24 protein-coding genes are annotated in these 24,290 nt (G+C 41.5%); 19 read left to right on the forward strand and 5 right to left on the reverse strand.

The window, feature by feature from the left end:
- Positions 1-29: 29 nt before the first annotated feature.
- The 6 genes from ACULLH_RS06940 to ACULLH_RS06965 all read left to right on the forward strand — a co-directional run bounded on the left by ACULLH_RS06940 (position 30) and on the right by ACULLH_RS06965 (position 5,041).
- Positions 30-764, forward strand: coding sequence for a LytR/AlgR family response regulator transcription factor (locus ACULLH_RS06940; protein ID WP_454088016.1), 735 nt, complete (start codon positions 30-32; stop codon positions 762-764).
- 139 nt (positions 765-903) lie between these two features.
- Positions 904-1,062: a hypothetical protein gene (locus ACULLH_RS06945; protein WP_454088017.1), complete on the forward strand. Its 159-nt coding sequence runs from the start codon at positions 904-906 to the stop codon at positions 1,060-1,062.
- A 29-nt stretch (positions 1,063-1,091) separates the two neighbouring features.
- Positions 1,092-1,310, forward strand: coding sequence for a hypothetical protein (locus tag ACULLH_RS06950; RefSeq protein ID WP_454088018.1), 219 nt, complete (start codon positions 1,092-1,094; stop codon positions 1,308-1,310).
- 107 nt (positions 1,311-1,417) lie between these two features.
- The gene (locus ACULLH_RS06955; protein WP_454088019.1) at positions 1,418-3,514 is read left to right on the forward strand and encodes a tetratricopeptide repeat-containing sensor histidine kinase; all 2,097 of its coding nucleotides are present in this window, start codon (positions 1,418-1,420) and stop codon (positions 3,512-3,514) included.
- Between the two features lie 24 nt (positions 3,515-3,538).
- Entirely contained in the window at positions 3,539-4,207 is a 669-nt protein-coding gene (locus tag ACULLH_RS06960) for a histidine kinase (RefSeq protein WP_454088020.1), read from the forward strand.
- Between the two features lie 177 nt (positions 4,208-4,384).
- Positions 4,385-5,041 carry a hypothetical protein gene (locus tag ACULLH_RS06965; protein ID WP_454088021.1) on the forward strand — a complete coding sequence of 219 codons (657 nt, stop codon included), beginning with the start codon at positions 4,385-4,387 and terminating at the stop codon, positions 5,039-5,041.
- 46 nt (positions 5,042-5,087) lie between these two features.
- Here ACULLH_RS06965 and glyA read toward each other — a convergent pair whose 3' ends face one another.
- Entirely contained in the window at positions 5,088-6,362 is a 1,275-nt protein-coding gene (gene glyA, locus ACULLH_RS06970; RefSeq protein ID WP_454088022.1) for a serine hydroxymethyltransferase, read from the reverse strand.
- A gap of 249 nt (positions 6,363-6,611) precedes the next feature.
- Between glyA and ACULLH_RS06975 the strand changes: the two genes are divergently transcribed.
- Complete coding sequence (locus ACULLH_RS06975; RefSeq protein ID WP_454088023.1) at positions 6,612-7,817, forward strand: hypothetical protein; 1,206 nt, start codon at positions 6,612-6,614, stop codon at positions 7,815-7,817.
- A gap of 87 nt (positions 7,818-7,904) precedes the next feature.
- On the opposite strand, the gene ytxJ is transcribed toward ACULLH_RS06975, so the two are convergent.
- Entirely contained in the window at positions 7,905-8,294 is a 390-nt protein-coding gene (gene ytxJ / locus ACULLH_RS06980; protein ID WP_454088024.1) for a bacillithiol system redox-active protein YtxJ, read from the reverse strand.
- A gap of 144 nt (positions 8,295-8,438) precedes the next feature.
- Between ytxJ and clpB the strand changes: the two genes are divergently transcribed.
- The 6 genes from clpB to ACULLH_RS07010 all read left to right on the forward strand — a co-directional run bounded on the left by clpB (position 8,439) and on the right by ACULLH_RS07010 (position 16,107).
- Positions 8,439-11,039, forward strand: coding sequence for an ATP-dependent chaperone ClpB (clpB, locus tag ACULLH_RS06985; RefSeq protein WP_454088025.1), 2,601 nt, complete (start codon positions 8,439-8,441; stop codon positions 11,037-11,039).
- A gap of 151 nt (positions 11,040-11,190) precedes the next feature.
- Positions 11,191-12,504 (forward strand): gluconate:H+ symporter, encoded by a 1,314-nt coding sequence (locus tag ACULLH_RS06990; RefSeq protein WP_454088026.1) that lies wholly within the window; start codon positions 11,191-11,193, stop codon positions 12,502-12,504.
- Positions 12,505-12,511: 7 nt separating this feature from the next.
- A complete protein-coding gene (locus ACULLH_RS06995; protein ID WP_454088027.1) occupies positions 12,512-12,982 on the forward strand; it encodes a RidA family protein in 471 nt (156 codons plus the stop codon).
- A 15-nt stretch (positions 12,983-12,997) separates the two neighbouring features.
- Positions 12,998-14,062 (forward strand): dipeptidase, encoded by a 1,065-nt coding sequence (locus tag ACULLH_RS07000; RefSeq protein ID WP_454088028.1) that lies wholly within the window; start codon positions 12,998-13,000, stop codon positions 14,060-14,062.
- Between the two features lie 87 nt (positions 14,063-14,149).
- Positions 14,150-14,746, forward strand: coding sequence for a TetR/AcrR family transcriptional regulator (locus ACULLH_RS07005; RefSeq protein WP_454088029.1), 597 nt, complete (start codon positions 14,150-14,152; stop codon positions 14,744-14,746).
- Between the two features lie 173 nt (positions 14,747-14,919).
- Positions 14,920-16,107: a hypothetical protein gene (locus ACULLH_RS07010; protein WP_454088030.1), complete on the forward strand. Its 1,188-nt coding sequence runs from the start codon at positions 14,920-14,922 to the stop codon at positions 16,105-16,107.
- Between the two features lie 93 nt (positions 16,108-16,200).
- On the opposite strand, the gene ACULLH_RS07015 is transcribed toward ACULLH_RS07010, so the two are convergent.
- Positions 16,201-17,703, reverse strand: coding sequence for a PorP/SprF family type IX secretion system membrane protein (locus ACULLH_RS07015; protein ID WP_454088031.1), 1,503 nt, complete (start codon positions 17,701-17,703; stop codon positions 16,201-16,203).
- A 71-nt stretch (positions 17,704-17,774) separates the two neighbouring features.
- On the opposite strand from ACULLH_RS07015, the gene ACULLH_RS07020 reads away from it, so the two are divergent.
- Positions 17,775-18,305, forward strand: a complete 531-nt coding sequence (locus ACULLH_RS07020; RefSeq protein ID WP_454088032.1) for a SixA phosphatase family protein — start codon at positions 17,775-17,777, stop codon at positions 18,303-18,305.
- Here the strand turns inward: ACULLH_RS07020 and ACULLH_RS07025 are convergent.
- Positions 18,302-19,045, reverse strand: coding sequence for a DUF6503 family protein (locus ACULLH_RS07025; protein ID WP_454088033.1), 744 nt, complete (start codon positions 19,043-19,045; stop codon positions 18,302-18,304). The genes ACULLH_RS07020 and ACULLH_RS07025 overlap by 4 nt on opposite strands.
- Before the next feature lie 81 nt (positions 19,046-19,126).
- Between ACULLH_RS07025 and smpB the strand changes: the two genes are divergently transcribed.
- Entirely contained in the window at positions 19,127-19,588 is a 462-nt protein-coding gene (gene smpB / locus ACULLH_RS07030) for an SsrA-binding protein SmpB (RefSeq protein WP_454088034.1), read from the forward strand.
- A gap of 155 nt (positions 19,589-19,743) precedes the next feature.
- Here smpB and ACULLH_RS07035 read toward each other — a convergent pair whose 3' ends face one another.
- Entirely contained in the window at positions 19,744-20,385 is a 642-nt protein-coding gene (locus ACULLH_RS07035) for a protein-L-isoaspartate(D-aspartate) O-methyltransferase (protein WP_454088035.1), read from the reverse strand.
- 114 nt (positions 20,386-20,499) lie between these two features.
- Between ACULLH_RS07035 and ACULLH_RS07040 the strand changes: the two genes are divergently transcribed.
- From ACULLH_RS07040 to ACULLH_RS07055, 4 genes are read left to right on the forward strand one after another with little or no spacing between them, the layout of a single operon-like run.
- Positions 20,500-21,465: a Gfo/Idh/MocA family protein gene (locus ACULLH_RS07040; RefSeq protein ID WP_454088036.1), complete on the forward strand. Its 966-nt coding sequence runs from the start codon at positions 20,500-20,502 to the stop codon at positions 21,463-21,465.
- 4 nt (positions 21,466-21,469) lie between these two features.
- Entirely contained in the window at positions 21,470-22,357 is an 888-nt protein-coding gene (locus tag ACULLH_RS07045; RefSeq protein WP_454088037.1) for a 3-hydroxyacyl-CoA dehydrogenase family protein, read from the forward strand.
- Positions 22,358-22,363: 6 nt separating this feature from the next.
- Positions 22,364-23,599 (forward strand): DUF1015 domain-containing protein, encoded by a 1,236-nt coding sequence (locus ACULLH_RS07050; RefSeq protein ID WP_454088038.1) that lies wholly within the window; start codon positions 22,364-22,366, stop codon positions 23,597-23,599.
- Between the two features lie 16 nt (positions 23,600-23,615).
- Positions 23,616-24,275, forward strand: a complete 660-nt coding sequence (locus ACULLH_RS07055) for a YggS family pyridoxal phosphate-dependent enzyme (protein WP_454088039.1) — start codon at positions 23,616-23,618, stop codon at positions 24,273-24,275.
- Positions 24,276-24,290: the final 15 nt, after the last annotated feature.

Below are 24,290 nucleotides of genomic sequence, written 5' to 3' on the forward strand. Positions count from 1 at the left end.
GTTAGTATCTTGCACCCAGTACGTTACCTATGGATTACACCTATGCCATAATCGATTCCTGTGCTGCCTCAAAGCTTCAGTTACAACTTCATATGGAAGAGTATGGAGATTTTAACTGTGTAGGACACGCTCGGGATTCTCAAGAGGGCATGAATACCATTTTAAAGTTTACCCCCGATATGGTATTGATCAACCTCAACGAAAATGGTATGGAACATTTTCAGATGGTAACCGAACTCAATCAGTACATGCCTTCCCTTCCACTGATCATTGGTTATGCAAGCACCAAAAAATATGCGTACAATGCTATTAAGAGTGGCTTTTTCGATTATTGGGTAACGCCGCACAACGAATTTGACATTCGTAAGACCATCTTGCGCTTACGAAAGCGATTCCCTAAGCAGAACGTACCATCCACGATCTGCTTAAAATCATACAGCGATTATAAGTATTTGGACACCAACGAGATCCTCTATCTAAAATCGGACAACAACGCCACGGACTTTTTTATGGCCAACGGTGCCGTGGTCAGTGCGTTCAAGACCTTGAAGTCTTTCGAGGAAACCTTGCCCAGCTGTTTTATACGTGTGCACCAGAGCTACATCATTAACAGCAGGTACGTATCGGGCATCAACTATGGTAAGTTTACCTGCACCCTTCGCAATGATAAAGAAGAGGAATTGCCCTTTACTAAAACCTATAGGGACAAAGTGGACGTGTTAAAACAAATGCTCTCCAAAACGGCCATAAAAACCCTTAATTAGGTCAATTCTAACAAATTCTGTTAAAATTCTAATACAATTGGTGTAAACACTAAATCTTTTGTGTCCGCACCCGCTCCTCCCATAGGTCTAAATATCTTGTCTTCGTTAACCAAAATATCTAATCGAAATACTTTTAATTATGAAAAAGACATTACTTATTTTAGCCCTTGCTGTATTTACTTTAGGATTTGTTTCTTGCGAAGCGGAAACTGACGTGGCTGAAACTGAGACACTTTTTGAGAGCCTTGATCCAGATTCAAATACGGGTCAAAACTCTCCTGATGATGATAGGAATTAATTAAACATCTTGAACCATTACAAATCAAGATGAAAAAATTAACCTCAACATTTGCCTTTTTAATTGTTGGTCTATGTCTATTGTCCTGTAACAGAAGTGATATTGAAGAGAATCCTTCAACTTCTGAAACTATGGCAATCTTAAAAGTAGATGCAACAAGTATTGATCAAAACAGTGTAAACAATTTTATCTCCGGCAACCATTTTTCGGCTGTGAAATCTGTGGCGGATGATGACAGGGAATTGTAATCATTGATACATTTTAAAACATAGCCCCTGACCCTATCTGGTTTGGGGCTTTTTTTATACCTTGTAGTAAAAGAAAACAAATAACCGCTTACTTTTAACCTATTAAGTTGAAAAACAAGAGCTTAATAATAATTTTTCTGCTTTTCGTTTGTTGTACGCAACAATCGAGGGATAAAAGTACTGTTGTTCTACCTGATTCGGCAGCAATAAACGATTGGATTGACATTGCCAGAGATAGTACGCAACTGGCTATGGGAGACAGAAAGCAGTATCTAAAGGATGCAGAATCCAAAGCCAACTCGCTTTCCAATGATACCATCCGTCTAGATCATCTTTCTCGTATTTCTTTGGCATACAAACGATTAAACGATTCTTTAGGGTTTAGACAAATGAACCTTAAAGTGCAACGGCTATCCGAAGAAGATGGTATTTATAAGGCTTTGGGTGAATCTCATTGGGATTTAGCTGCTTTCTTTAAATCCTATGGGGTAATGGATAGCGCCTATTTTCACTACAAAAGAGCTTACAGAAGTTTTAACCAGCTGCCCATGGATTCTACTTCCCTATCATTAAGAGGAAGAATTCTATACAGTATGGGAAGGATTCAGGATTATTTTATGGACCATTTAGGTGCAGAAGAAAATATTACTGAAGCTTTAAGAATTTTTGATGATTTAGAGGATTATAGGAGAATCTACAATTGTTATAATATTCTTGGCATTACTGCAAGCAATATGAAAAATTCTGAAAAGGCTCTGGAATATTACATTAAAGCTGGAGCCTACGTGAATAAATTCCCAAGCGCAAATAGGAACGATATTATTTGGAGGAATCAAAACAATATAGCTTTCGAATTTTTACGCAACGAAGAATACATGAAAGCAGAAACAACCTACAGTAGCCTTGTAAAGGATTCCCTTTTAAAAGCTAATAATCCTGGATTGTACTCAACTGCTTTAGTGAGTCTCGGTTACACGCTTTTTAAAAGCAAGGAAGATTACGACTCATCAGAAAAATTGCTTTTGGATGCAATTACAATAAATGACAGCATTGGATTTTCTGTAGATCAAGCTCGTGCTAAACAATATTATGCAGAGGTTTTGTCAGCTAGAAAGGACACAATATCTGCATTGAGGGTATCTCATGAGGCGTTGGCTCTTTCTAAGGAAACTTCCAACAATGACCATTTATTACAAGTACTTAAATTATTGACTAATTTGGATAGTGACAACGCTGTTTCTTATTCAAATCAGTATTATGAATTAAGTGAAAAACTAAAAGATGATGAAAGAGTAATTCGAGATAAATTTGCCCGAATTCGCTTGGAAACAGATGAAATTATCGAACAAAATGAGCTTCTTGCCCGCCAAAAACAGATTTGGATCGGGGCGGCGCTGGGATTGGTGGTCTTGGGTATTGCCTTTATCATTATTGTTTCGCAACGCATCAGTAACAATAGATTAAAATTCCAACAAAAACAGCAAGAGTCCAACCAAGAGATCTACAACCTTATGCTCTCCCAGCAAGGCAAGTTTGAAGAGGGCAAACAACTGGAGAAAAAGCGCATCTCAGAGGAGCTACACGATGGCATCCTAGGCCAAATGCTGGGTATACGATTAATACTCAGTGGACTGAACGATAAAGAGGACGAAGCTTCCATTCAACAGCGGGGCGAACTCATAGAAAAACTGCGTGAAGTGGAGGAGGAAATACGGACGATTTCGCACGAACTTAGCGACGCTTCTTACCAAAAAATTCATAACTTTATTGTTTCCATTGAAGAGTTGATCAACACTACGGGCAAGTCTTCCGGGATTGAATGTTCTTTTCAATTTGATGAGGGTGTGGAATGGGACAGCTTGGTAGGTGATATCAAGATCAATGCCTACCGAATTGTACAGGAATCCCTCCAAAATTGTGTGAAGCATGCGCGTTGCCAAAAAGTGGATGTCACTTTTAGTGCGGACGACGACAACCTTAAATTGGTGGTCGCAGATGATGGTGTTGGTTTTGATACCGGTAAGGGCAAACGCGGCATTGGCCTGAGAAATGTAATTTCGAGGGTCGAGAAATTAAACGGAACCTTGGGTTTCGATAGTAAAAAAGGCAAGGGCACCACGGTAACCGTTACGTTACCCACAGAATATGTAAAATTGGACAGTCCTGCCAAAGTTCAGGAGTACAGACAGATGTTAAACGTATAAATCGAAAACGTGAAAACAATCCAAATGAAGACATTACGAATTCTAGCAATTGATGACCATGAAATGACAATGCTGGGCTATAAGTTCATTCTTGAGCGCATTGTTTTTGATGGATACAGTATCATTGTTGATACCGCAAACACTTTTGAGCAGGGCAAAAGATTGATTGAGGAGTCGGTAAATTCATTTAAGTACGACATTCTTTTCCTGGATGTGCAAATGTACCCGCCCAACGAAGACCAGCCCCATTCGGGTGAGGAACTCGGAATTTTGGCGCGTCAATTGGTGCCTGAGACCAAGATTGTATTTATGTCTTCGTTCGGGGACAATTTCCGCATAAACAGTATTCTTACTTCAGTGGACCCTGATGGCTATTTGGTCAAGACAGATATTGACCCAAAAACGTTGGAAGAGGCTGTGAAGGTGGTCACCTTGAATCCTCCGTATTACTCATCCAAGGCGTTGGCGGCGATACGCAAAAAGTTGTCCAATGACATCAATTTGGATGAGAAGGACAAGAAGATTCTCTATCATCTGTCCATCGGCACCAAAAACAAGGACCTTGAAAAATTCATTCGTTTATCGCCTTCTTCCATAGAGAACAGAAAGCGGCATTTGAAGTCTCTTTTTGGAACGGAGAACGAGAACGATTTGGCCTTGATATTGGCTGCAAAAAACAGAGGATTTATATAAGTCCCGACATATTTGCTAAAAAGCTGGATGTAAGAAAAAAGTGTGTTTTTTGTCATTTTTGATTAAAAAAGTGGCCAAACACTAGAAAAACCCCATAATTTTTAAGGATTTCCTTCAATCTGAAGATAAAGATTCGTTTTAACTTTGGTAGAGAACATTATTACCAATCTGCCAAATATGCCATTCCAAAAAAAATCTGATTTTAATTTACCGCTCGACGGAATTAAAAGTTTCATCCTTGCGAGAGGCTTGGAAGAATTTACAAGAACGCTAGAAAAAGACTTTTTTGCTGAGGCTTCTGTTCAATGTAGATACAATACTGAAAAGTTCAGGGCCGATTTGATCGTAGAACTCCGTTGCAATTTTGGGCTTACGGAAAGTTTGCATTATTACAACTCCGGAAACTGGGGTGGATTTGCACAAAATAGTGGTAACACACAGCTGCCCTCCCCTTTTGATATATCCTATGAGAATTTAAGTGATCTTAACAAGGGAGCTATCGATATTGCTGAACTGTCATTGCATTTTAAAGACACCTCCATAATAGTTACAAGGATACACGATCAGAGTATTCCGCAACTACTTGGAGAAATCATCTCGAAGGTCAGCGAACACTTCGTTTACCTGACCAAGGGATTGACCGAGATGCCGTATGAAATATTTGTGCCTGTTTTTGAGGATGTCCCGCAGACATTCAATAAGGTATCGGAAACTGATTTAAGCTATTTTGACCATTGGGGGCTTTACTTTGATGATCAAGTAAACCATGACGCAATGGTATATAATTTAAACACCAAAAAACTGTTCAAAGAGGATTTCTTCCTTTTGGACTGACAACTTTACACCTTAGGCTTAGCCTAAGCGCACCTTTTAGTTAGTTTTAGGTATTGAACAAAGGTCGTGAGTTCATAAGCTCATGGACCTTTGTCTTTATTTGGGCTATGTTCTCCTGGTTTTCCGGGTCCGTGATCACCGCATCAATAAAGTCCACGATGGTTTCCATGTCGGCCTCTTTTAACCCTCTGGTTGTGATGGCCGATGTTCCAAAACGAATTCCCGATGTGATAAACGGTGATTGATCATCGAACGGCACCATGTTCTTATTGGCGGTGATGGCAGCGTTTTCCAAGGCTTTCTCCGCGTCTTTCCCAGTAATGTTCTTGTTTCTAAGGTCGATCAACATCATGTGGTTGTCCGTACCCCCGGAGATTACCTTATAATCGCGATCCATGAAAGCTTTGGCCATGGCATCGGCGTTTTTCTTTACTTGAAGCATATAATGCAAGAAGTCATCGGAAAGTGCTTCACCAAAGGCAACGGCCTTCGCGGCAATTATGTGCTCCAAAGGTCCACCTTGGTTGCCTGGGAAAACGGCCAAATCCAATAGAGCGGACATCTTTCTCAAGTTTCCGTTCTTCAATCGGATGCCGAATGGGTTTTCAAAATTCTTGCCCATCAAAATAAGTCCACCGCGTGGGCCTCTTAAGGTTTTATGCGTTGTAGTGGTAACAATATGGCAATGCGGAATGGGATCGTTCATAATTCCCTTAGCGATCAATCCAGCTGGGTGCGAGATATCGGCCAACAAAATGGCGTTCACACTATCAGCAATCTCACGGAATCGTTTAAAATCCATGTCCCGGGAATAGGCCGATGCTCCGGCAATGATCAATTTTGGTTGTTCCTTGGTCGCAATTTCCTGGACCTTATCGTAATTTATCGTACCTGTCTCTTCATCCACCCCATAAAAAACAGGATTATACAACTTCCCTGAAAAGTTTACCGGTGATCCATGGGTAAGGTGTCCCCCATGGGATAGGTCAAACCCTAAGATCGTATCTCCAGGCTTAAGACAAGCATGGTAAACCGCGGCATTTGCCTGAGATCCGGAATGGGGCTGCACATTGGCATACTCCGCCCCAAAAAGAGCCTTTGCCCGGTCAATGGCCAGTTGCTCTACCTGATCGACTACTTCACAACCACCGTAGTACCGCTTTCCGGGATAGCCTTCAGCGTATTTGTTGGTCAAAACAGATCCCGCAGCTTCCATGACCTGGGGACTGGTGAAATTTTCCGAAGCAATAAGTTCTATTCCTTCAATCTGTCTTTCTCTTTCACTCTCTATGAGTTCAAAAATCTGGTGGTCTCTTTGCATTTGCCTTTAAATTAAGAAGTCCCAAAATTACAAATAGAATGGTAAACAAAATCGAAAAAAATAAGTGCAGGAAAGGAATTTATCAAATGTCAATTAACAATGGATTTTTGCAACAAATTCACTGAAAAATCCCTCAATTTCGTGTATTTCATCGATAATATACTACCACTCATCCTTTTTCGTTACTAAACTATAGGTTTTTGGCACGGCTGTTGGAAACCACCTAAAAACCAGTAAAATCAAAAAGCCATGAAAAAAACATTACTCATTAGTTTATTGATCATACTAGCTGCCTGTGGCGGGGTCAAAAAAACCCAGGAAGCCCTAAACAGCGGTAACTATCAATCGGCCATGAATAGGGCCATTAAAAATTTGACCGATAATAAGACCAAAAAAGGTCATCAAAACTACGTTTTGTTATTGGAGGATGCGTTTGCCAAAAATGCTGCACGTGAAATGGAACAAATTGCATTTTTGCAGAATGATGGTAATCCTGCAAATCTGGAAACCATTTACAACAAGTATTTGCAGTTGAAGCAAATGCAAGAGCGAATTAGACCGTTGATGCCCCTTCCTATTTATGATGAAAACAGGAATGCTTCCTTCGACTTTGTAAACTACGATTCAAGGATTGTATCCACCAAGAACAACCTTTCTGAATATCTGTACAGCAATGCCGCAAATATATTGACCTCAGCTAAGGAAAAAGCGGATTATAGGGCTGCCTATGGTGAATTGAAGTATTTGCAGGAAATCAATCCAGGTTATAAGGAGACCATTGCCAAAATGGACGAGGCCTATACGCAAGGACTCGAATATGTGCGGGTTGAAATCGGTAACGATACCCAGCAGATCATCCCAGAAAGATTGGAAGAGGAGTTATTGGATTTCAATGCATATGGCATCAATAACTTTTGGATGGAATACCATGCCAATCCTGTAGCTGATATCACGTATGACTATGCGTTGAACCTCGACTTTAGGGAAATCAATGTTTCACCTGAGCAAGTAAACGAGAAACAGATCATAAAGGAAAAGCTGGTCAAAGACGGTTATGAATACGTGTTGGACGACAATGGAAATGTAGCCAAAGATAGTCTTGGTAACGACATCAAAGTTGATAAGTTCAAAAAAGTGAAGTGTAATTTCTATCAGTTCACGCAATTCAAGGCTGCCCAAATTGGTGCTAGAGTTAGCTTTACCGATTTGAATAGCGGTCAGGAACTCAATTCTTATCCGTTGAGCAGTGAATTTGTCTTTGAGCATATCTATGCCAACTATAGAGGCGACAAAAGAGCTTTGGATACCGATCTTATTACATTGCTGAATGTTAGGGCCGTTCCGTTCCCTACCAATGAACAAATGGTTTATGACGCTGGTGAGGACCTGAAGTTGAGATTAAAGTCAATTATTGCCCAAAACCGGTTTGTCGCGGACAATCAGTTCAATGACTAAATAAATTATCATATCGAGCGTAATCGATAGCCGTGTCCAACAAAGGATTCAATTATCGGATGCGCTCGAAGTGGTATACACTTTCCCTTAAACCAACGCTGCTAAATCCAAATCGGCAATTGCCCCATGTGAAGTATGGTAGCTAGCCGCTCCATTCTTAATGATCAATAGCTGCGGGGACTGGTGCATTACCTGAAATTTGGCAGCAACACCGTTCGACACATCCCTGTGTGCATGTAAGTCCAAAAAATAGATGTCTACATCCTCTTCCAAAGCATAGGACGAAGTGAACATGTTCAATACCATTCGGCTAATCCCGCAAGTTGTCGAATGCTTAAATATAAGCTGCGTCCGCGTGTTGGATTTTTCAGCGATTTCTTCGAGTTGATCAAGAGATACCAAAGGTATCCACGGAATTTGCTTTTTCTCGCTTTGTGTTTCTTCTTTCTTACCGAATAAGCTATCGAATATTCCCATGCTGCTAATTTAATAGTTATGTCGAGCTTGGACAAAAAGCTTACAAACTGACGAAATGTCCTTTGTTTTTGGGGTTTTACCGACATTTTGACGGTTCACTTTCAATGGTAAGGTTGTTGACATAAAGGAAATAAAACATTGAAAATGAACTTTAATAATTTCACTATAAAATCACAAGAAGCCATTCAGCAGGCGCAACAGCTTGCCCAAGGGCTTGGACATCAACAAATAGAGAATGAGCACATTTTCAAAGCCATTTCCGAGGTAGACGAAAATGTACTTCCCTTTATACTCAAAAAACTGAATGTCAATGTCTCGTTGATCAGTCAGATTTTGGAAAAAGAACTGGAGAGTTTTTCCAAAGTCTCTGGAGGTGACATCATGCTTTCCAGGGAAGCTGGAAAAGCGCTTAATGAGGCCAGCATCATCGCAAAAAAACAAGGAGACGAATTTGTTTCCATAGAACATTTGCTATTGGCCATTTTCAAATCCAAAAGTAAAATCGCACAGATCCTCAAGGACCAAGGCGTTACCGAAAAAGACCTGAAAGCCGCCATTGATGAACTCCGAAAAGGTGGCAAAGTGACTTCGCAAAGTGCCGAGGACACCTATAATTCGTTGGATAAGTATGCAAAAAATTTAAACCAGCTCGCAGACGGTGGGAAACTGGATCCTGTGATTGGAAGGGATGAGGAAATACGAAGAGTACTTCAAATTCTATCCCGAAGAACCAAGAACAATCCTATGTTGGTGGGGGAGCCCGGGGTGGGTAAAACTGCCATCGCAGAAGGATTGGCGCATAGAATTGTACAGGGCGACATTCCTGAGAATCTAAAGGATAAAATCATTTACTCCCTGGATATGGGAGCACTTATCGCGGGAGCCAAATACAAAGGTGAATTCGAGGAGCGGTTAAAAGCCGTAATCAAGGAGGTTACCTCATCAGACGGGGATATTGTACTCTTTATTGATGAAATACACACCTTGGTTGGCGCTGGAGGTGGCCAAGGGGCCATGGATGCCGCGAATATTCTGAAACCCGCATTGGCGAGAGGAGAACTCAGGGCCATTGGAGCTACCACGCTTGATGAATATCAAAAGTATTTTGAAAAGGACAAGGCTTTAGAGCGTAGGTTCCAAAAAGTGGTTATTGATGAACCCGATACCGAAAGTGCCATTTCCATTTTGAGGGGAATCAAGGAAAAATACGAAACACACCATAAGGTTCGCATTAAAGACGAGGCGGTAATCTCTGCAGTTGAACTTTCACAGCGGTATATCACCAATCGTTTTTTACCCGATAAAGCCATCGACCTTATAGATGAGGCTGCATCCAAACTGCGGATGGAAATCAATTCCAAACCTGAGGAGTTGGATGTGCTCGACCGAAAAATAATGCAGTTGGAAATTGAGATTGAAGCCATTAAGCGTGAAAATGATAAGGCCAAACTCCAGACATTGAATTTGGAACTGGCCAATCTCAAAGAAGAGCGCAACGAAATATTTGCCAAATGGGAAAGTGAGAAAACCGTTGTGGACAATATCCAGAAAACCAAGCAGGATATTGAAAACTTCAAACTGGAAGCTGAGCGTGCTGAACGTAATGGCGATTATGGGAAGGTAGCTGAACTGCGCTACGGTAAAATCAAGGAATCACAGGAAAACTTGGAAAAGTTGCAAGAGGAACTTGCTGCGCAACAAAGTGCGGGAACCCTGATCAAAGAAGAGGTCACCAATGAAGACATTGCCGAGGTAGTTGCCAAATGGACAGGAATACCGGTGACCAAAATGTTGCAGAGTGAGCGTGAAAAGCTGTTGCAACTGGAAGATGTACTGCACAAACGCGTTGTGGGTCAAGAGGAGGCCATAGTAGCTGTTTCGGATGCTATTCGAAGGAGCCGTGCTGGACTTCAAGATGCCAAAAAGCCTATTGGTTCATTCCTTTTCTTGGGGAATACAGGTGTCGGTAAAACCGAGCTTGCCAAAACGTTGGCAGCCTATCTATTCGATGATGAGAATGCTATTACCCGAATAGATATGAGTGAGTACCAAGAACGGCATGCAGTAAGTAGATTGGTAGGAGCACCTCCCGGATATGTTGGTTACGATGAAGGCGGACAATTAACCGAAGCAGTTCGAAGAAAACCCTATTCCGTAGTGTTGTTGGATGAGATTGAAAAAGCACATCCCGATACTTTCAACATTCTGCTTCAAGTGCTTGATGAAGGTAGATTGACCGACAACAAAGGAAGGGTAGCAGATTTCAAGAACTCCATTATTATTATGACGAGTAATATGGGGGGTCAGATCATTCAGGAGAAATTTGAAGACGCTTTGGATTTAGAGAGTGCTGCGGAAGCTGCAAGAGTTGAAGTAATGGGATTGCTGCGCAAAACCATTCGTCCTGAGTTTTTAAACCGGATAGATGATATTATCATGTTTACCCCGCTTGACAAATCCAACATCAAGGAAATTGTTCGTCTACAATTGGATCAGTTGAAAAAGATGGTTTCCAAACAACACATTACTTTGGATGCAACGGAAGAGGCCATAGTGTATTTGGCTGAAAAGGGATACGATCCGCAATTTGGGGCAAGACCGGTTAAGCGTTTGATTCAGAAGGAAGTGTTGAACAACCTGTCCAAAGAACTCTTGGCAGGTAAAATAAAAGCGGACAGCATCGTATTGCTGGATTCTTTCGATGACAAATTGGTCTTCAGGAACCAGAGCGAATTGGTAGAATAGAAATATACTCAGTCAGTTTTAGGCCCTTGCTTTCACCATAGCAAGGGCTTTATTTTTGGGTTGCCTCCAAATCCCGTCAAAAAATCAAATCCAAGACAGCCTAAGTATCCCTGCAAATCTTTATTTTAGGGGTTTTTATAAAAATCCAACCATGCCAATCGTCATCGCCATCTTGGGCATCTTAGTACTATTCTTGCTGATTGCCCGGGTAAAGTTGAATGCCTTCCTAGCTTTTATTATTGTCTGTCTTTTTGTTGGGATTTTCCAAGGAATGGAACTTTCGGACATTGTAAAATCTATACAACGTGGTATCGGAAATACCCTTGGTTTTCTTGTACTGATCTTAGGTCTAGGGGCCATGTTGGGTAAATTGGTGGCCGATAGCGGTGCCGCCCAACGTATCACCACCAGAATGGTGGAAGCCTTTGGTATTAAAAATGTGCAATGGGCCATGGTACTCACAGGTTTTATAGTTGGAATTCCCATGTTCTATTCTGTTGGATTCGTGATTCTAATCCCTTTGGTTTTTACCATTGCCATTTCCACAGGTTTGCCATTGCTATATGTTGGTCTACCCATGTTGACCTCATTGTCGGTGACCCATGGATATCTTCCGCCACATCCGGCCCCTACCGCTATAGCCGCCATGTTCAATGCGGATATTGGCAAGACACTGATTTATGGAATTATTATTGCCGTCCCTGCTATTTTGGTTGCCGGACCGCTCTTTGCCCGAACCATTAAAAAAGTGGAGGCAAAACCATTGGAAGAGTTTTATAACCCTGAACTGATCCCGGAAAATCTTTTGCCTTCTACAACAATAAGCGTGTTGACTGCCCTTCTTCCCATCATTTTAATTGGATTGGGCATAGGTGGGGAAAACTTGCTACAGGATGGCGTTACCAGAGATATCTTAATGTTTCTAGGAAATCCGGTAATCGCTTTGCTCATATCTGTGCTTGTTGCCATCTACACCTTGGGCTTAGCCCGAGGGAAAGATATGAAGTCAATCATGCAATCCATTTCGACTTCTGTATCCACCATTACCATGATTCTTTTGATTATCGCCGGTGCAGGAGCGTTGAAAGAAGTGTTGATCGACAGTAAGGTCAGTGATTATATCGCATCAAGTCTCGAAGGTTCCAGTATTTCCCCATTAGTATTGGCATGGCTCATTGCCACGGCCATTAGGGTGAGTGTCGGGTCTGCCACCGTAGCTGGATTGACCGCTGCTGGAATTGTGCTCCCCTTAGCTTCTGGGGCCGGAGTAAGTGCAGAACTTATGGTGTTGGCCATAGGGTCGGGAAGTTTGATGCTTTCCCATGTGAACGATACGGGATTTTGGATGTTTAAGGAATATTTTAATCTTTCCGTGAAAGAAACCTTATCCACCTGGACGGTGATGGAGACCCTTGTTGGGATCATGGGCCTTATTGGAGTCCTGGTAATGAATACAATAATTTGAAAAAAATATGAAAGCAACACCTTCAGAACGCGTAAAAGAATTGGGATTGGTACTGCCCCCTGCTCCACCACCCGCAGGGGTTTACAGGCCAATACTCGTAGTGGATAATTTCCTTTATGTCTCCGGCCAAGGTCCTGTTGAAACCGATGGTTCCCTTATGAAGGGGAGAGCTGGTGATGATTTGGACAAAGATGCCGCTAAACTGGCCGCAAGACAAGTAGGTTTGACCATGTTGTCCACCATTACCACCCATTTTGGGAGTCTAGATCAAATTAAAAGAGTAGTAAAGGTTTTGGGGATGGTAAATTGCACCCCGGATTTTGGAAAACAACCCTATGTAATCAATGGTTTTAGTGAATTAATGGCCGATGTATTTGGTAAGGAGAATGGAATTGGGGTTCGAAGTGCTGTCGGCATGATGCTCCCCGAAAATATTCCTGTAGAGATAGAGGCTATGTTTGAATTGCATCAATCTTAAAACTCAAAGAAGTTCATGTTTGTTTTTGATGCCCACTTGGATTTGGCCATGAATGCCTTGGAATGGAACCGCGACCTGCGCCTTCCTGTCCAGGAAATCCGGACTTCGGAAAAAGGAATGGATGACAAGCCAGACCGCGGTAACAACACAGTGTCGTTACACGCCATGCGCCAAGGCAATATAGGACTTTGCGTTGCCACGCAGATAGCAAGATATTCCGGGAGAAACAATCCTTTGCCGGGTTGGTCATCGCAACATCAGGCATGGGCACAGACGCAGGGACAATTGGCTTGGTACCAAAGTATGGTCAAAGCTGGTGAGATGGCCCAAATCACCAATTTGAAAGAGCTACATGCCCATTTGGAACTCTGGAAAAATGAAAATGGGCACAAACCCGTAGGTTTTATATTAAGCCTTGAAGGTGCGGATTCTATAGTGGACATGAGCTATTTGGAAGAGGCCCACAGTTCAGGATTAAGAGCAATTGGGCCTGCCCATTATGGTCCTGGCGTTTATGCGCATGGAACGGATTCCCTTGGTGGAATCGGTGCAAAGGGCAAGGAGCTTCTTAAAAAGATTGCGGAACTCAATCTCATTTTGGATGCGACACATTTATGTGATGTTAGCTTTTGGGAGACCCTAAAAATCTATGATGGACCCGTTTGGGCCAGTCATAGCAATTGTAGGGTTTTGGTTGACCATAACCGTCAGTTCTCGGATGAGCAAATTATGGAGTTAATTGGTAGAAAAGCGGTCATAGGAATGCCTCTCGACACGTGGATGATGATTCCCAACTGGATCAGGGGAGAGTCCGATCCAAAACAAATGGGAGTCACTCTGGAACTCATGGTGAACCAGATAGATCATATCTGTCAATTGGCCGGCAATACGGAACACGTTGGTCTGGGAACTGACTTGGATGGCGCTTTTGGTACAGAACAAAGTCCGGCAGACATGGACACCATCGCCGATTTGCAGCTCGTTCCACAACTTCTTTCCAAAAGAGGTTATTCAAAAGGAGATATTGAAAACATAATGCACAGAAATTTTATTCGGTTTCTGGAAAGGGTTTGGGATTGATGTTAAAAATTCAGGTCCGGAGATACCCAACAGTATATTTTTATATATTAGCTAGTGCCGGCTGAACCCGAACCAACCCGAACCACTATGACCAAAAAAGCAGAACGAACCACGGCATACATTATTGAGACCGTTGCGCCCATCTTCAACAAGTTTGGATATGTAGGCACTAGCATGAGTGACCTTACTGAGGCCACGGGACTTACCAAAGGCGCCATTTACGGAAATTTTGAGAACAAGGAAGCTCTTGCATTATCGGCCTTTGAGTATAACCGTAACCATTTGTTAGCTATTATCGATGAAAAATTGACTATCGAAGGCGGTGCCTTGGATAAGTTGTATTCACTCCTGAAATTCTACAAACAATATGATGTCTTTACAATCAATTTAGGTGGTTGCCCTATTATCAATGTGGGAGTGGATGCTCAAAACAACAATAAACTTTTGGCTGCAGCAGTCAAGGAAACCATCAAAGAGATTGAAGGTAAAGTAGCTTTGGTTTTGGAAAACGGGGTCAATCAAAATGAGATTTATTTACCTGTTCCCCCCCTTCAGTTTGCCAAACAGCTCTTTACGATGCTTCAGGGCGCCATTGCAATGTCCACAATGACCCGAGACCGTAAATATTTGATCAACACAATCGCTTATCTGGAACATTTGGTACAAAAGGAAATCAAAAAATAAGCACGGCCAAACTCATCTTTCTTCCCTACCTAAAGGATAAATCACCCTGAAAATTTGTCAATCCCGACGTGGATTAACAACCTATAGTCTTTTTATCTCTTCATTTGTTACACAATGTCAAATAAAGGTAATAGCTACTATGTCTTTCACCAAAGGCATCAATACTTCAAAAAATGAAACGAAAAGCTCAAGACTATTTTAAACAAACACTAAACCTTTTATTCTTCGCTCTAATTTGCGCATGTAGCTCAAGTGATAGCCCTCCAGATCACCCACCGACTCCAGATCCGGTATTGTCAAGTATTCAAATCAATTCTTCCAATGGTAATCAACTAGACTTATTCGGAACGAACACGACGACATTAAGTATTTCCGGCAGGGACCAAACAGGGCAGCCCATTGCTATTAGCGGAACTATAAATTGGTCTAGCAACAATGGTAATATTAGTGTCGATAATAGCGGTCTGGTCACTGGACTGACCGTAGGAAGTTCAACTGTAACGGCAAGTGTGGGAAGTATTTCCTCTACTTTCTCCCTTACAGTCATTGACTCAGAACCTGCACCCGGAACATATGTTTACGTAAGTGATGCTGCAGAATTCACCACCGGACCATGGAAAATTTTGAGATATGATGAAAATGGTCAAAACGCCATTACTTTTATTGACGACGATTTAGCTTGGCCTCAAGACATACTGTTCTTGGAAGATCAAGAACAGGTATTGATTTCCAATCTTAGTTCAAATAAAATAAATAGATATAACGCGGCAACAGGAAGTTTGATCGGAACCTTTGCTAGTGGTATAAGCGGTCCAACCCGAATGAAGATCGGTTCGGACAATTTATTGTATGTTTTACAATGGGAAGGTAATGGTCTGGTACGCCGCTATCAACTGGATGGTACTTTTGTGGATGATTTTACCGATACCGGGGTTTCTCAAAGTATTGGTCTTGATTGGGACTCCAGCGGAAACCTTTATGTATCTTCTTTTGATGGCGGTTCGATTAGAAAATTTGATGCAGATGGAAATGATATGGGAATATATGCCAATTCCGGAATTGCTGGGCCAACTGACCTATGGTTTGACGACCAAGACAATCTTTTTGTAAATGATTGGACCGGTGACCGAGTTGTACAATATGACGCTGATGGCAATTTAATTGGTAATTTTATTGCTACAGGACTGGTTGAACCAGAAGGTGTCGACTTTTTCCCCAATGGGGATTTCATAATTGGTAGTGGAGCAACTTCCGAAGTTAAAATGTATGATTCAAACGGGATGTTTATAAAGAATCTTGTGTCTATCGGTGCCGGCGGGCTCATACAACCCAATGCTGTCCGCATTCGCGAGATTGAATAACCAAGGATACTTTGATTTTAAACAAGAAGCTTGAAAGCCGTAATCACATTTCGATGTGAATTGGTGTAAGTTTTCTTCTGGCGAATTTCAGAATTAGTCTTTTCGTACCCTAAAAATCCAGGTTTTATCTGGGTATTTGCCAAAAAACTTACTGTCCCTAGCCTTTCTGGCTTCTTGCATCGTATCGTAACGTTCCAAATACACATAGTTGAATTTATTCTGCGTTCTGTAAAACGATTTTGGGCTTAATCCTTTCTTCTTTAGGGAAAGCATAAAGCTTTCATAATATCTTTTGGTGCCAAATACATTGGCAATCAAATAAAACCCGGACTCCAGCCCATCCGCGTCTGTAACCTCCTGATATCTTTCATTGGGTTTCACTTCAACTTTTTGACGTTGAAGCTGCGCTATGCTATCCTTCCTTTTCTGTTCCAAAAGAAGCCTTTGGGCTTCCAATTCAGCTTGTGCAATAGAATCGCGTTCTCGTCCTTGCATGGCAAGAAGTTGTTGTTGCTCTTCTGCAGCGAGCCGTTCTTCCTCTTCTATTTTCTGTTGCGCTTCCCTCGCTTTTTGCTCCGCTTCCGCCTCGTCAAGCTGCCTCTGTACTTCCTGCGCCTCTCGTTCTTTTTGTGCTTCTTCGGCCTTTATCCGCGCCAAAGCCAATGCGTCGTCTTTTTCAACATCGAACCCAACCACTTTCTTTCTGCTATCACTTTTTCCAAGATGGTAGGAAGCAATAATTTCGATAGTAGGGTCCTCTCCGCTCTGGGGCCATTCAGTTCCAACCTCAATCAAACCACCCACGGATAGTTTCTTGGCAAAAGTTACCCCCACTCCCCCTGATGGACCATAATAGTTGTTAAAGCCACCTTGAACCCAGAGTTTGTCAGAATAAAGCAGCACATTAATACCAAACTGCGTATCCACATCTGTGATGGACTTTACATATGCTATTGGCCTGACAAAAGTATCTCCCAATGCTGGAAGGATGGTTACCGGAAAGTCATAACTCAGCGTTCCAATTACACTTGTCACATCCCCTTCTTTATCACTATTGGATAGGTTAAAATCCACCGCATTTTCAACAGCCAGCCCTAGACCAAATCCATCGACTTCAAGTCGCACAGCAGGTGATATAGCTATTATAAAATCGTTGGTGTTTTCCAATGTTCCAGGATCAGGAACAAGGGCATCATCGGCCACCTCTTGCTGGAACCCATATACATTTGTCCCAAAAACCAATCTTACATCATCAAGGACAATTGCATGAACATAACTCAAATTGGCGCCCGTATTCAAATATATGCCCGTGTTATGTTGTAAAAACCCAATTCCAAAAGATGAATTTTGGCCAATCCCATGTGTATAATTGACAAATAAACTAGTAGGATCGCCATCAATGGTCTGCCATTGCCATCGCGACCATAGGGATAGTGAATTGGGATTGTTCCAGTTTAAACCATAAGTAGCATTTAACAAGCTAGCATTGAACTGAGAGAGATTATGTTGTCTAAAATCAGAAGGTAGGTTGGTTTCTTGAGCCCAAAAATTTATGGTCATAAATAAAAAGACAATAAAAACGAATGGTTTGGGCATACGAGAAAATGAAAATTAAACGTTATTTTAGGTACCAACAAAGTAAAAAAGGGGACTTTAGATCAACTATTATGCGAATAACCAAACTTCTGATTGCGGTTGCAATTTTTTTAATTGGAAATACTAGCTGCAATAATTCAAATAAAGATAGCGAAATTACCGATCCAATAGTTTCCACATTTTACTTTATTCGGCATGCGGAAAAAGATCGCTCCGATCCCGAAAACCACGACCCAGAATTGAATCAAGATGGCCTTATGAGAGCGGTCAGATGGGCCGAGGTTTTTGACCAAATAGATCTTGATGTCATTTATTCAACCAATTATGAGCGAACTTCTATGACAGCGGCACCTACCTCCGTTAAGAAAAATATCAATGTAAAATATTATGATCCAAGGGATTTGGACATTGATGTCTTTAAACTGGAAAACGAAGGAAAAAATGTACTGGTAGTAGGCCATAGTAATACCACGCCAACCTTTGTGAACAATATGCTGGGAATGGAAAAGTACACCCAAATGGATGATACTGATAATAGCAGCCTCTTTATCATCCGCATCATCGACGGTGAAGCTACCGATATTCGCCTAAGGATGGATTAATTTTCGGTTACCTCAATTTTTGAAAGTTCAATCTTGGACAAAAGATCCAATTCTCCTTTTTCGAATAACTGACCAATACTTAAAATATCAGTGCCCTTAGTTTTGGGTTTGTAGTTATTGTAATCCACAAAACGAATTCCATTCACATAGCGTTCATTATAGGCTTCACGAAAGCGCTGCCCCCCACCATTTACGTGAAAATCGTACGCCAGATAATCAGGCTTAAAAGTTTCCTTGTTGAACCAGTAGACATAGGTGTCATCAAAATCGTCTCCACCTCCTGCTTGATCAAACGTAACCTTTATCTTGTAATATTCCTTCCCTTTTAGGGTTTCTTCACCAAGTAATTCCTTGTTGACCGCCCTATCATTCAATCCAAAAGGTAATCTCGCAAAATAATGCACGGAATTAACCGAATTCGCATATCGGTTCGAAATGGAATCAGGTAAATCTGTCATCGTATTGTTCATATAACGCTCGAAGGATGTATTTGTCTTTATATCCAAGATCGTAACGGAGTCCAACATAGAGACCCGTTTCAATATTTTTTTCCCATCGACATTTTGAGAAATGTACTTCCGGTTGCGGAATTCAAACGAAGTACCATGGCTTGCATACATATCCCCGCCACTCACGTTGATGGATTTATCCACAATCTCCTGAACGGTTACTTCGTTCTTTGGTTTGTCTTTGCAAGACAATACAAACAGCGCTAAAATCCCAATCAAGGTTTTTCTCATCAATCTTATTTTTCTATACAATCGCAAAATACGCCATAACATTACAATTTTCTTTGCCAAGAGTTTCTATTTTTGCCAACAATGCAGAAAAATATCAACATAAAGAACAAGCGAGCCCGGTTCGATTACGAAATTCTCGATACCTATACCGCAGGATTGGTTTTGGGAGGCACCGAGATCAAGTCCATTCGATTGGGCAAGGCATCCATTTCCCAAAGTTTCTGTGAATTCAACGATAAAGGAGAGCTTTATGTGATCAATATGCAGGTGGATGAGTACAGTCATGGTGGGTACTACAACCACAAACCCAAGGCGGAACGCAAATTGCTCTTGAATAAAAGAGAGTTAAAAAAGCTGCGTAAAGAAGTAACCGCGTCCGGACTTACGATCATCCCCCTGAATCTTTTTATCAATGACAAAGGCCTGGCCAAATTGAACATTGGCTTGGCCAAGGGGAAAAAGTTATACGATAAAAGGGAAACCATTAAGGACAGGGATAACAAGCGCGACCTATCGCGAATCAAGAAAGACTTCAGTCGTTAGTTTTTGAAAAGTTTCAATGCGTCAAACGAACAATTGTTTAACGTCATTCCGAATTTATTTCGGAATCCCCTCAAAATTGATACGAATTCCCAGTCATGAGAACCCCGAAACTAGTTCAGGTTGACGAAATGCCCAACAATTGAACCAATTTCAAGCTAGTTCTTATTTTCCAACAAGGGAACAAAACGAAAAGAACCCAATTCTTGCTTTTCAAATTCTTTTTCAGATTTACGGATAAATAATGTCATTACTTGTTCATCCTCTCCAACCGGAATAACCAGCCTCCCTCCTATCTTTAGCTGTGACATTAAAGGCTTTGGAACCATTGGGGCCCCTGCCGTAACAATTATTCCGTCAAAAGGAGCTTCATCCGGCAATCCTTTGTATCCATCTCCAAAAATCACCTTTTTGGGCCTATAGTGCATTTTATTAAAAAAGAGCTTGGTCTTTTTGAACAGTTCTTGTTGCCGTTCAATGGTGTAGATCTTGGCTTTTAAGTGTAGCAAAACGGCAGTTTGGTAGCCACTACCTGTTCCAATTTCTAAAATCTTGGCATTTGGGGTTATCTGCAATAATTCGGTTTGAAATGCCACGGTATAAGGCTGTGAAATGGTCTGTTCTGCGCCAATGGGAAATGCTTTGTCCTGATAAGCATGATCTTCAAAACCACTATCCAAAAACAAGTGCCGGGGCACCGTTCTTATGGCGTCTAAAACCCCTTTATCCTGTATTCCCTTGGCAGACAACACTTCTGCCAATTTATTGCGCATACCGCGATGCTTCAATGTATCCTTCATGTCTTTGGTCTGGTACACGAATTTAAAAAGTTCTAGAGGATTTTATGGATAGAAGCAATCTTATTTTTATGGAAGAATGGTACCATATCCGTATTTTTGACAAAAACCGGAAGTATGCTAAAAGTAGGTGTCCTTGGTGCTGGACATTTGGGTAAAATTCACCTTCGACTATTAAACGAATCCGACAAATATGAACTCGTTGGCTTCTATGACCCCGATGAGATCAATGCCAAAAAGGTGGCTGACGAATTTGGTTATTTATACTTTGAGAACATAAACAATCTGATGGACGCAGTGGACGTTGTGGACATTGTAACCCCAACTTTGTCCCATTTTGATTGCGCAAAAAAAGCCATTGAAAAAGGCAAGCATATCTTTATTGAAAAACCTATCACCAACACGGCCCAAGAAGCTGAGGAACTGCTGGATTTATCCCAAAAACACAATATAAAGGGTCAAGTAGGCCATGTAGAGCGTTTCAATCCTGCATTTTTATCGGTAAAAGATAAAATTGAAGCTCCAATGTTCATCGAAACGCATCGATTGGCTGAATTTAATCCTAGGGGAACCGATGTTCCTGTGGTTTTGGATTTGATGATCCACGACATTGATGCAATTTTAAGTGTTGTGGGTTCTGAAGTGAAGAGAATCAATGCGAGTGGAGTTTCTGTAATCAGTAAATCCCCCGACATTGCCAATGCTCGAATTGAATTCGAAAACGGTTGTGTGGCTAATCTTACTTCCAGTCGAATTTCTTTGAAGAACATGCGTAAATCCAGGTTCTTTCAACGGGATGCCTATATTTCCGTGGATTTCCTTGAAAAAAAGGTCGAAGTGGTCAAAATGAAAGACGCTCCGAAAAACCCCGGGGATTTTGATATGATCTTACAAAACGCCGAGGGTGAGAAAAAGCAAATCTATTTCGAAAATCCAGAGATACGGATCAACAATGCGATACTGGATGAACTGGAAACCTTTGCGGATGCCATCAATAATGATACAGAACCGGTGGTGACCTTGGAACAAGGGACCAAAGCACTTAAAGTGGCTTTGCAAATTATAGAATCCTTTAAAAACTAAGTTGATGAATACAGTTGCTGTAATTGGTGCAGGCACCATGGGTAATGGAATAGCCCACGTTTTTGCACAAGGTGGATTTCAAGTAAGACTGATTGATATTTCACAGGCGTCTTTGGACAAGGGAATGGCCACCATCTCCAAAAACTTGGACAGAATGGTATCCAAGGAAATCATTGGAGAAAAGGACAAGGAAAATACACTCGGCAACATTACTACCTTTACCGACCTAAAAGAAGGCGTACAAAAAGCCGATTTGGTCGTAGAGGCGGCCACTGAAAATTTGGATATCAAGCTTCAAATTTTTAGGGATTTGGATGAAATCTGCGAGGCAAATACCATTTTGGCCACAAATACCTCTTCCATATCAATAACGAAGATTGCAGCGGCCACAAATCGACCTGAAAAGGTCATTGGCATGCACTTTATGAATCCCGTGCCCATTATGAAGCTGGTTGAAATCATACGAGGTTATAGTACTTCGGATGAAGTCACAACGACCATCATGGAACTGTCAACGCAGTTAGGCAAAACCCCAACCGAGGTGAACGATTACCCAGGTTTTGTTGCAAACAGGATTTTGATGCCCATGATCAATGAGGCCATTGAAACCTTGTACAATCAAGTTGCGGGGGTGCAAGAAATTGATACGGTTATGAAATTGGGAATGGCACATCCAATGGGCCCACTTCAGCTAGCTGATTTCATCGGGCTGGATGTATGTCTCTCCATCTTGAATGTAATGTACGATGGCTTTAAAAATCCAAAATATGCACCCTGTCCACTGTTGGTGAACATGGTCATGGCCGGGAAGTTGGGTATTAAGTCAGGGGAAGGGTTTTACGACTATTCCGAATCCCGAAAAGCCGAAAAAGTAGCTTCGCAATTCAAATAGACGCCGATGGCCCTGATAAAACCTTTTAAGGCCATTCGTCCGACTTCCGACAAAGCCGCTTTTGTCGCTTCACGTTCGTACGAGGAGTATTCAAAAGACGAGCTTAAATCGGTGTTGAAGTACAACCCTTTTTCTTTTCTGCACATCATCAATCCTGGATTTAAGTTTCATAAGAACATTTCAGGAAAAGAACGTTTTAAGCTCGTCCATAATCGATATTTGGAGTTTTTGGAGGATAACATCTTTCAAAAGGACGACCATCCCAGCTTTTATCTGTACCAGATCAAAAAGGGAGATTTGACAACATTGGGATTCTTCTGTGCTTGCAGTGTGACCGATTATCAAAAGGACATTATCAAAAAACATGAGGACACCATCCAAAGAAGGGAAAAGCTATTTGCTGATTATTTGAACACCGTGGGCTTTAACGCAGAGCCTGTACTAATGACATATACCGATGATAGTATCGTAGGTCCAATTTTGAAACAAGAGGCGTCCAAACGTCCTGATTACGATTTTACCACACCGGATAAGGTCAGTCATAAGCTCTGGCAAATAGAAGATGCTAAAGTCATAGTTAAGCTTCAGCAGTCCTTTGCAAAAATGGATGCCCTATACATTGCAGATGGGCACCACCGAAGCGCTTCCTCCAATCTCTTGGCGGAAAAAATGAAATCCAACAACAAAAAGCACTCTGGTGCGGAGGCCTATAATTTTTTTATGACCTATTTGATTCCTGAGTCCGATATCAAAATCTATGAGTTCAATCGGATGGTGAAGGATTTAAATGGATATTCGAAGGAAGAATTCCTTATTCAACTCGATTCCTATTTCAGAATAGAAAAAAAGGACGATGGCTTATACAAACCAACGCGCAAGCATCATTTCAGCATGTATTTGGACGGGGATTTCTATTCCCTATATCTGCGAAAACAAGTATATAAATTCACGGATGCCCTAAGTGAACTGGACACCCAAATTCTTTACAAGACCATATTGGAACCTATTTTAGGAATTTCGGATCTAAGAAACGATAAACGCATCTCCTATGGCTATGGAAAACACAATGTCATCCGGATGAAGGACAGTGTGGACAAAGGGGAATTTGCCGTTGGATTCAGTTTAGTTCCCATCAATATGGAAGAAATCAAGGCCATTGCCGACGCAGGATTGGTAATGCCTCCAAAAAGCACTTATATTGAGCCCAAGCTCCGTAGTGGGTTGACCATCTACGAGTTTTAATTTGAAGATTCAAAGTATGTCCATAAAAGATAACCTTATCACTCTTAAAGACAAGCTCCCCCAAACGGTTACCTTAGTAGCCGTTTCCAAAACCAAGCCCAACAAGGCTATTTTGGAAGCTTATGAGGCCGGGCACAGGGTTTTTGGCGAAAACAAGGTTCAGGAGATGACCCAGAAATGGGAAAGCTTGCCCAAGGATATTGAGTGGCATATGATTGGCCATGTACAACGCAATAAGGTGAAATACATGGCGGAATACGTTTCGTTGATTCATGGGGTGGACAGTTTCAGGTTGTTGAAGGAGATTGATAAACAGGCCAAAAAACACCAGCGGATAATACCTTGTCTGCTCCAAATGCACATTGCTGAAGAAGAGACCAAATTTGGACTGGACAAAACGGAATTGGAAGCTATTTTGTCCTCTGAAGATTTTGGGAATCTGGAAAACATTAAAATTGTCGGGGTGATGGGCATGGCCACCTATACCCAAAATCAGTCTCAAATACGAAAAGAATTTGCGCATTTGAAGTCCATATATGATTTTTTAAGTGAGAAACTACCGGACATTTCTGTGTTGTCAATGGGCATGAGCGGTGACTATCCCATTGATATTGAAGAAGGTAGCACCATGGTACGCATAGGAAGTAGTATCTTTGGTGCACGTAATTATTCGTAATCATACCATACAGTT

The organism is Flagellimonas sp. 2504JD4-2 (assembly GCF_053642935.1).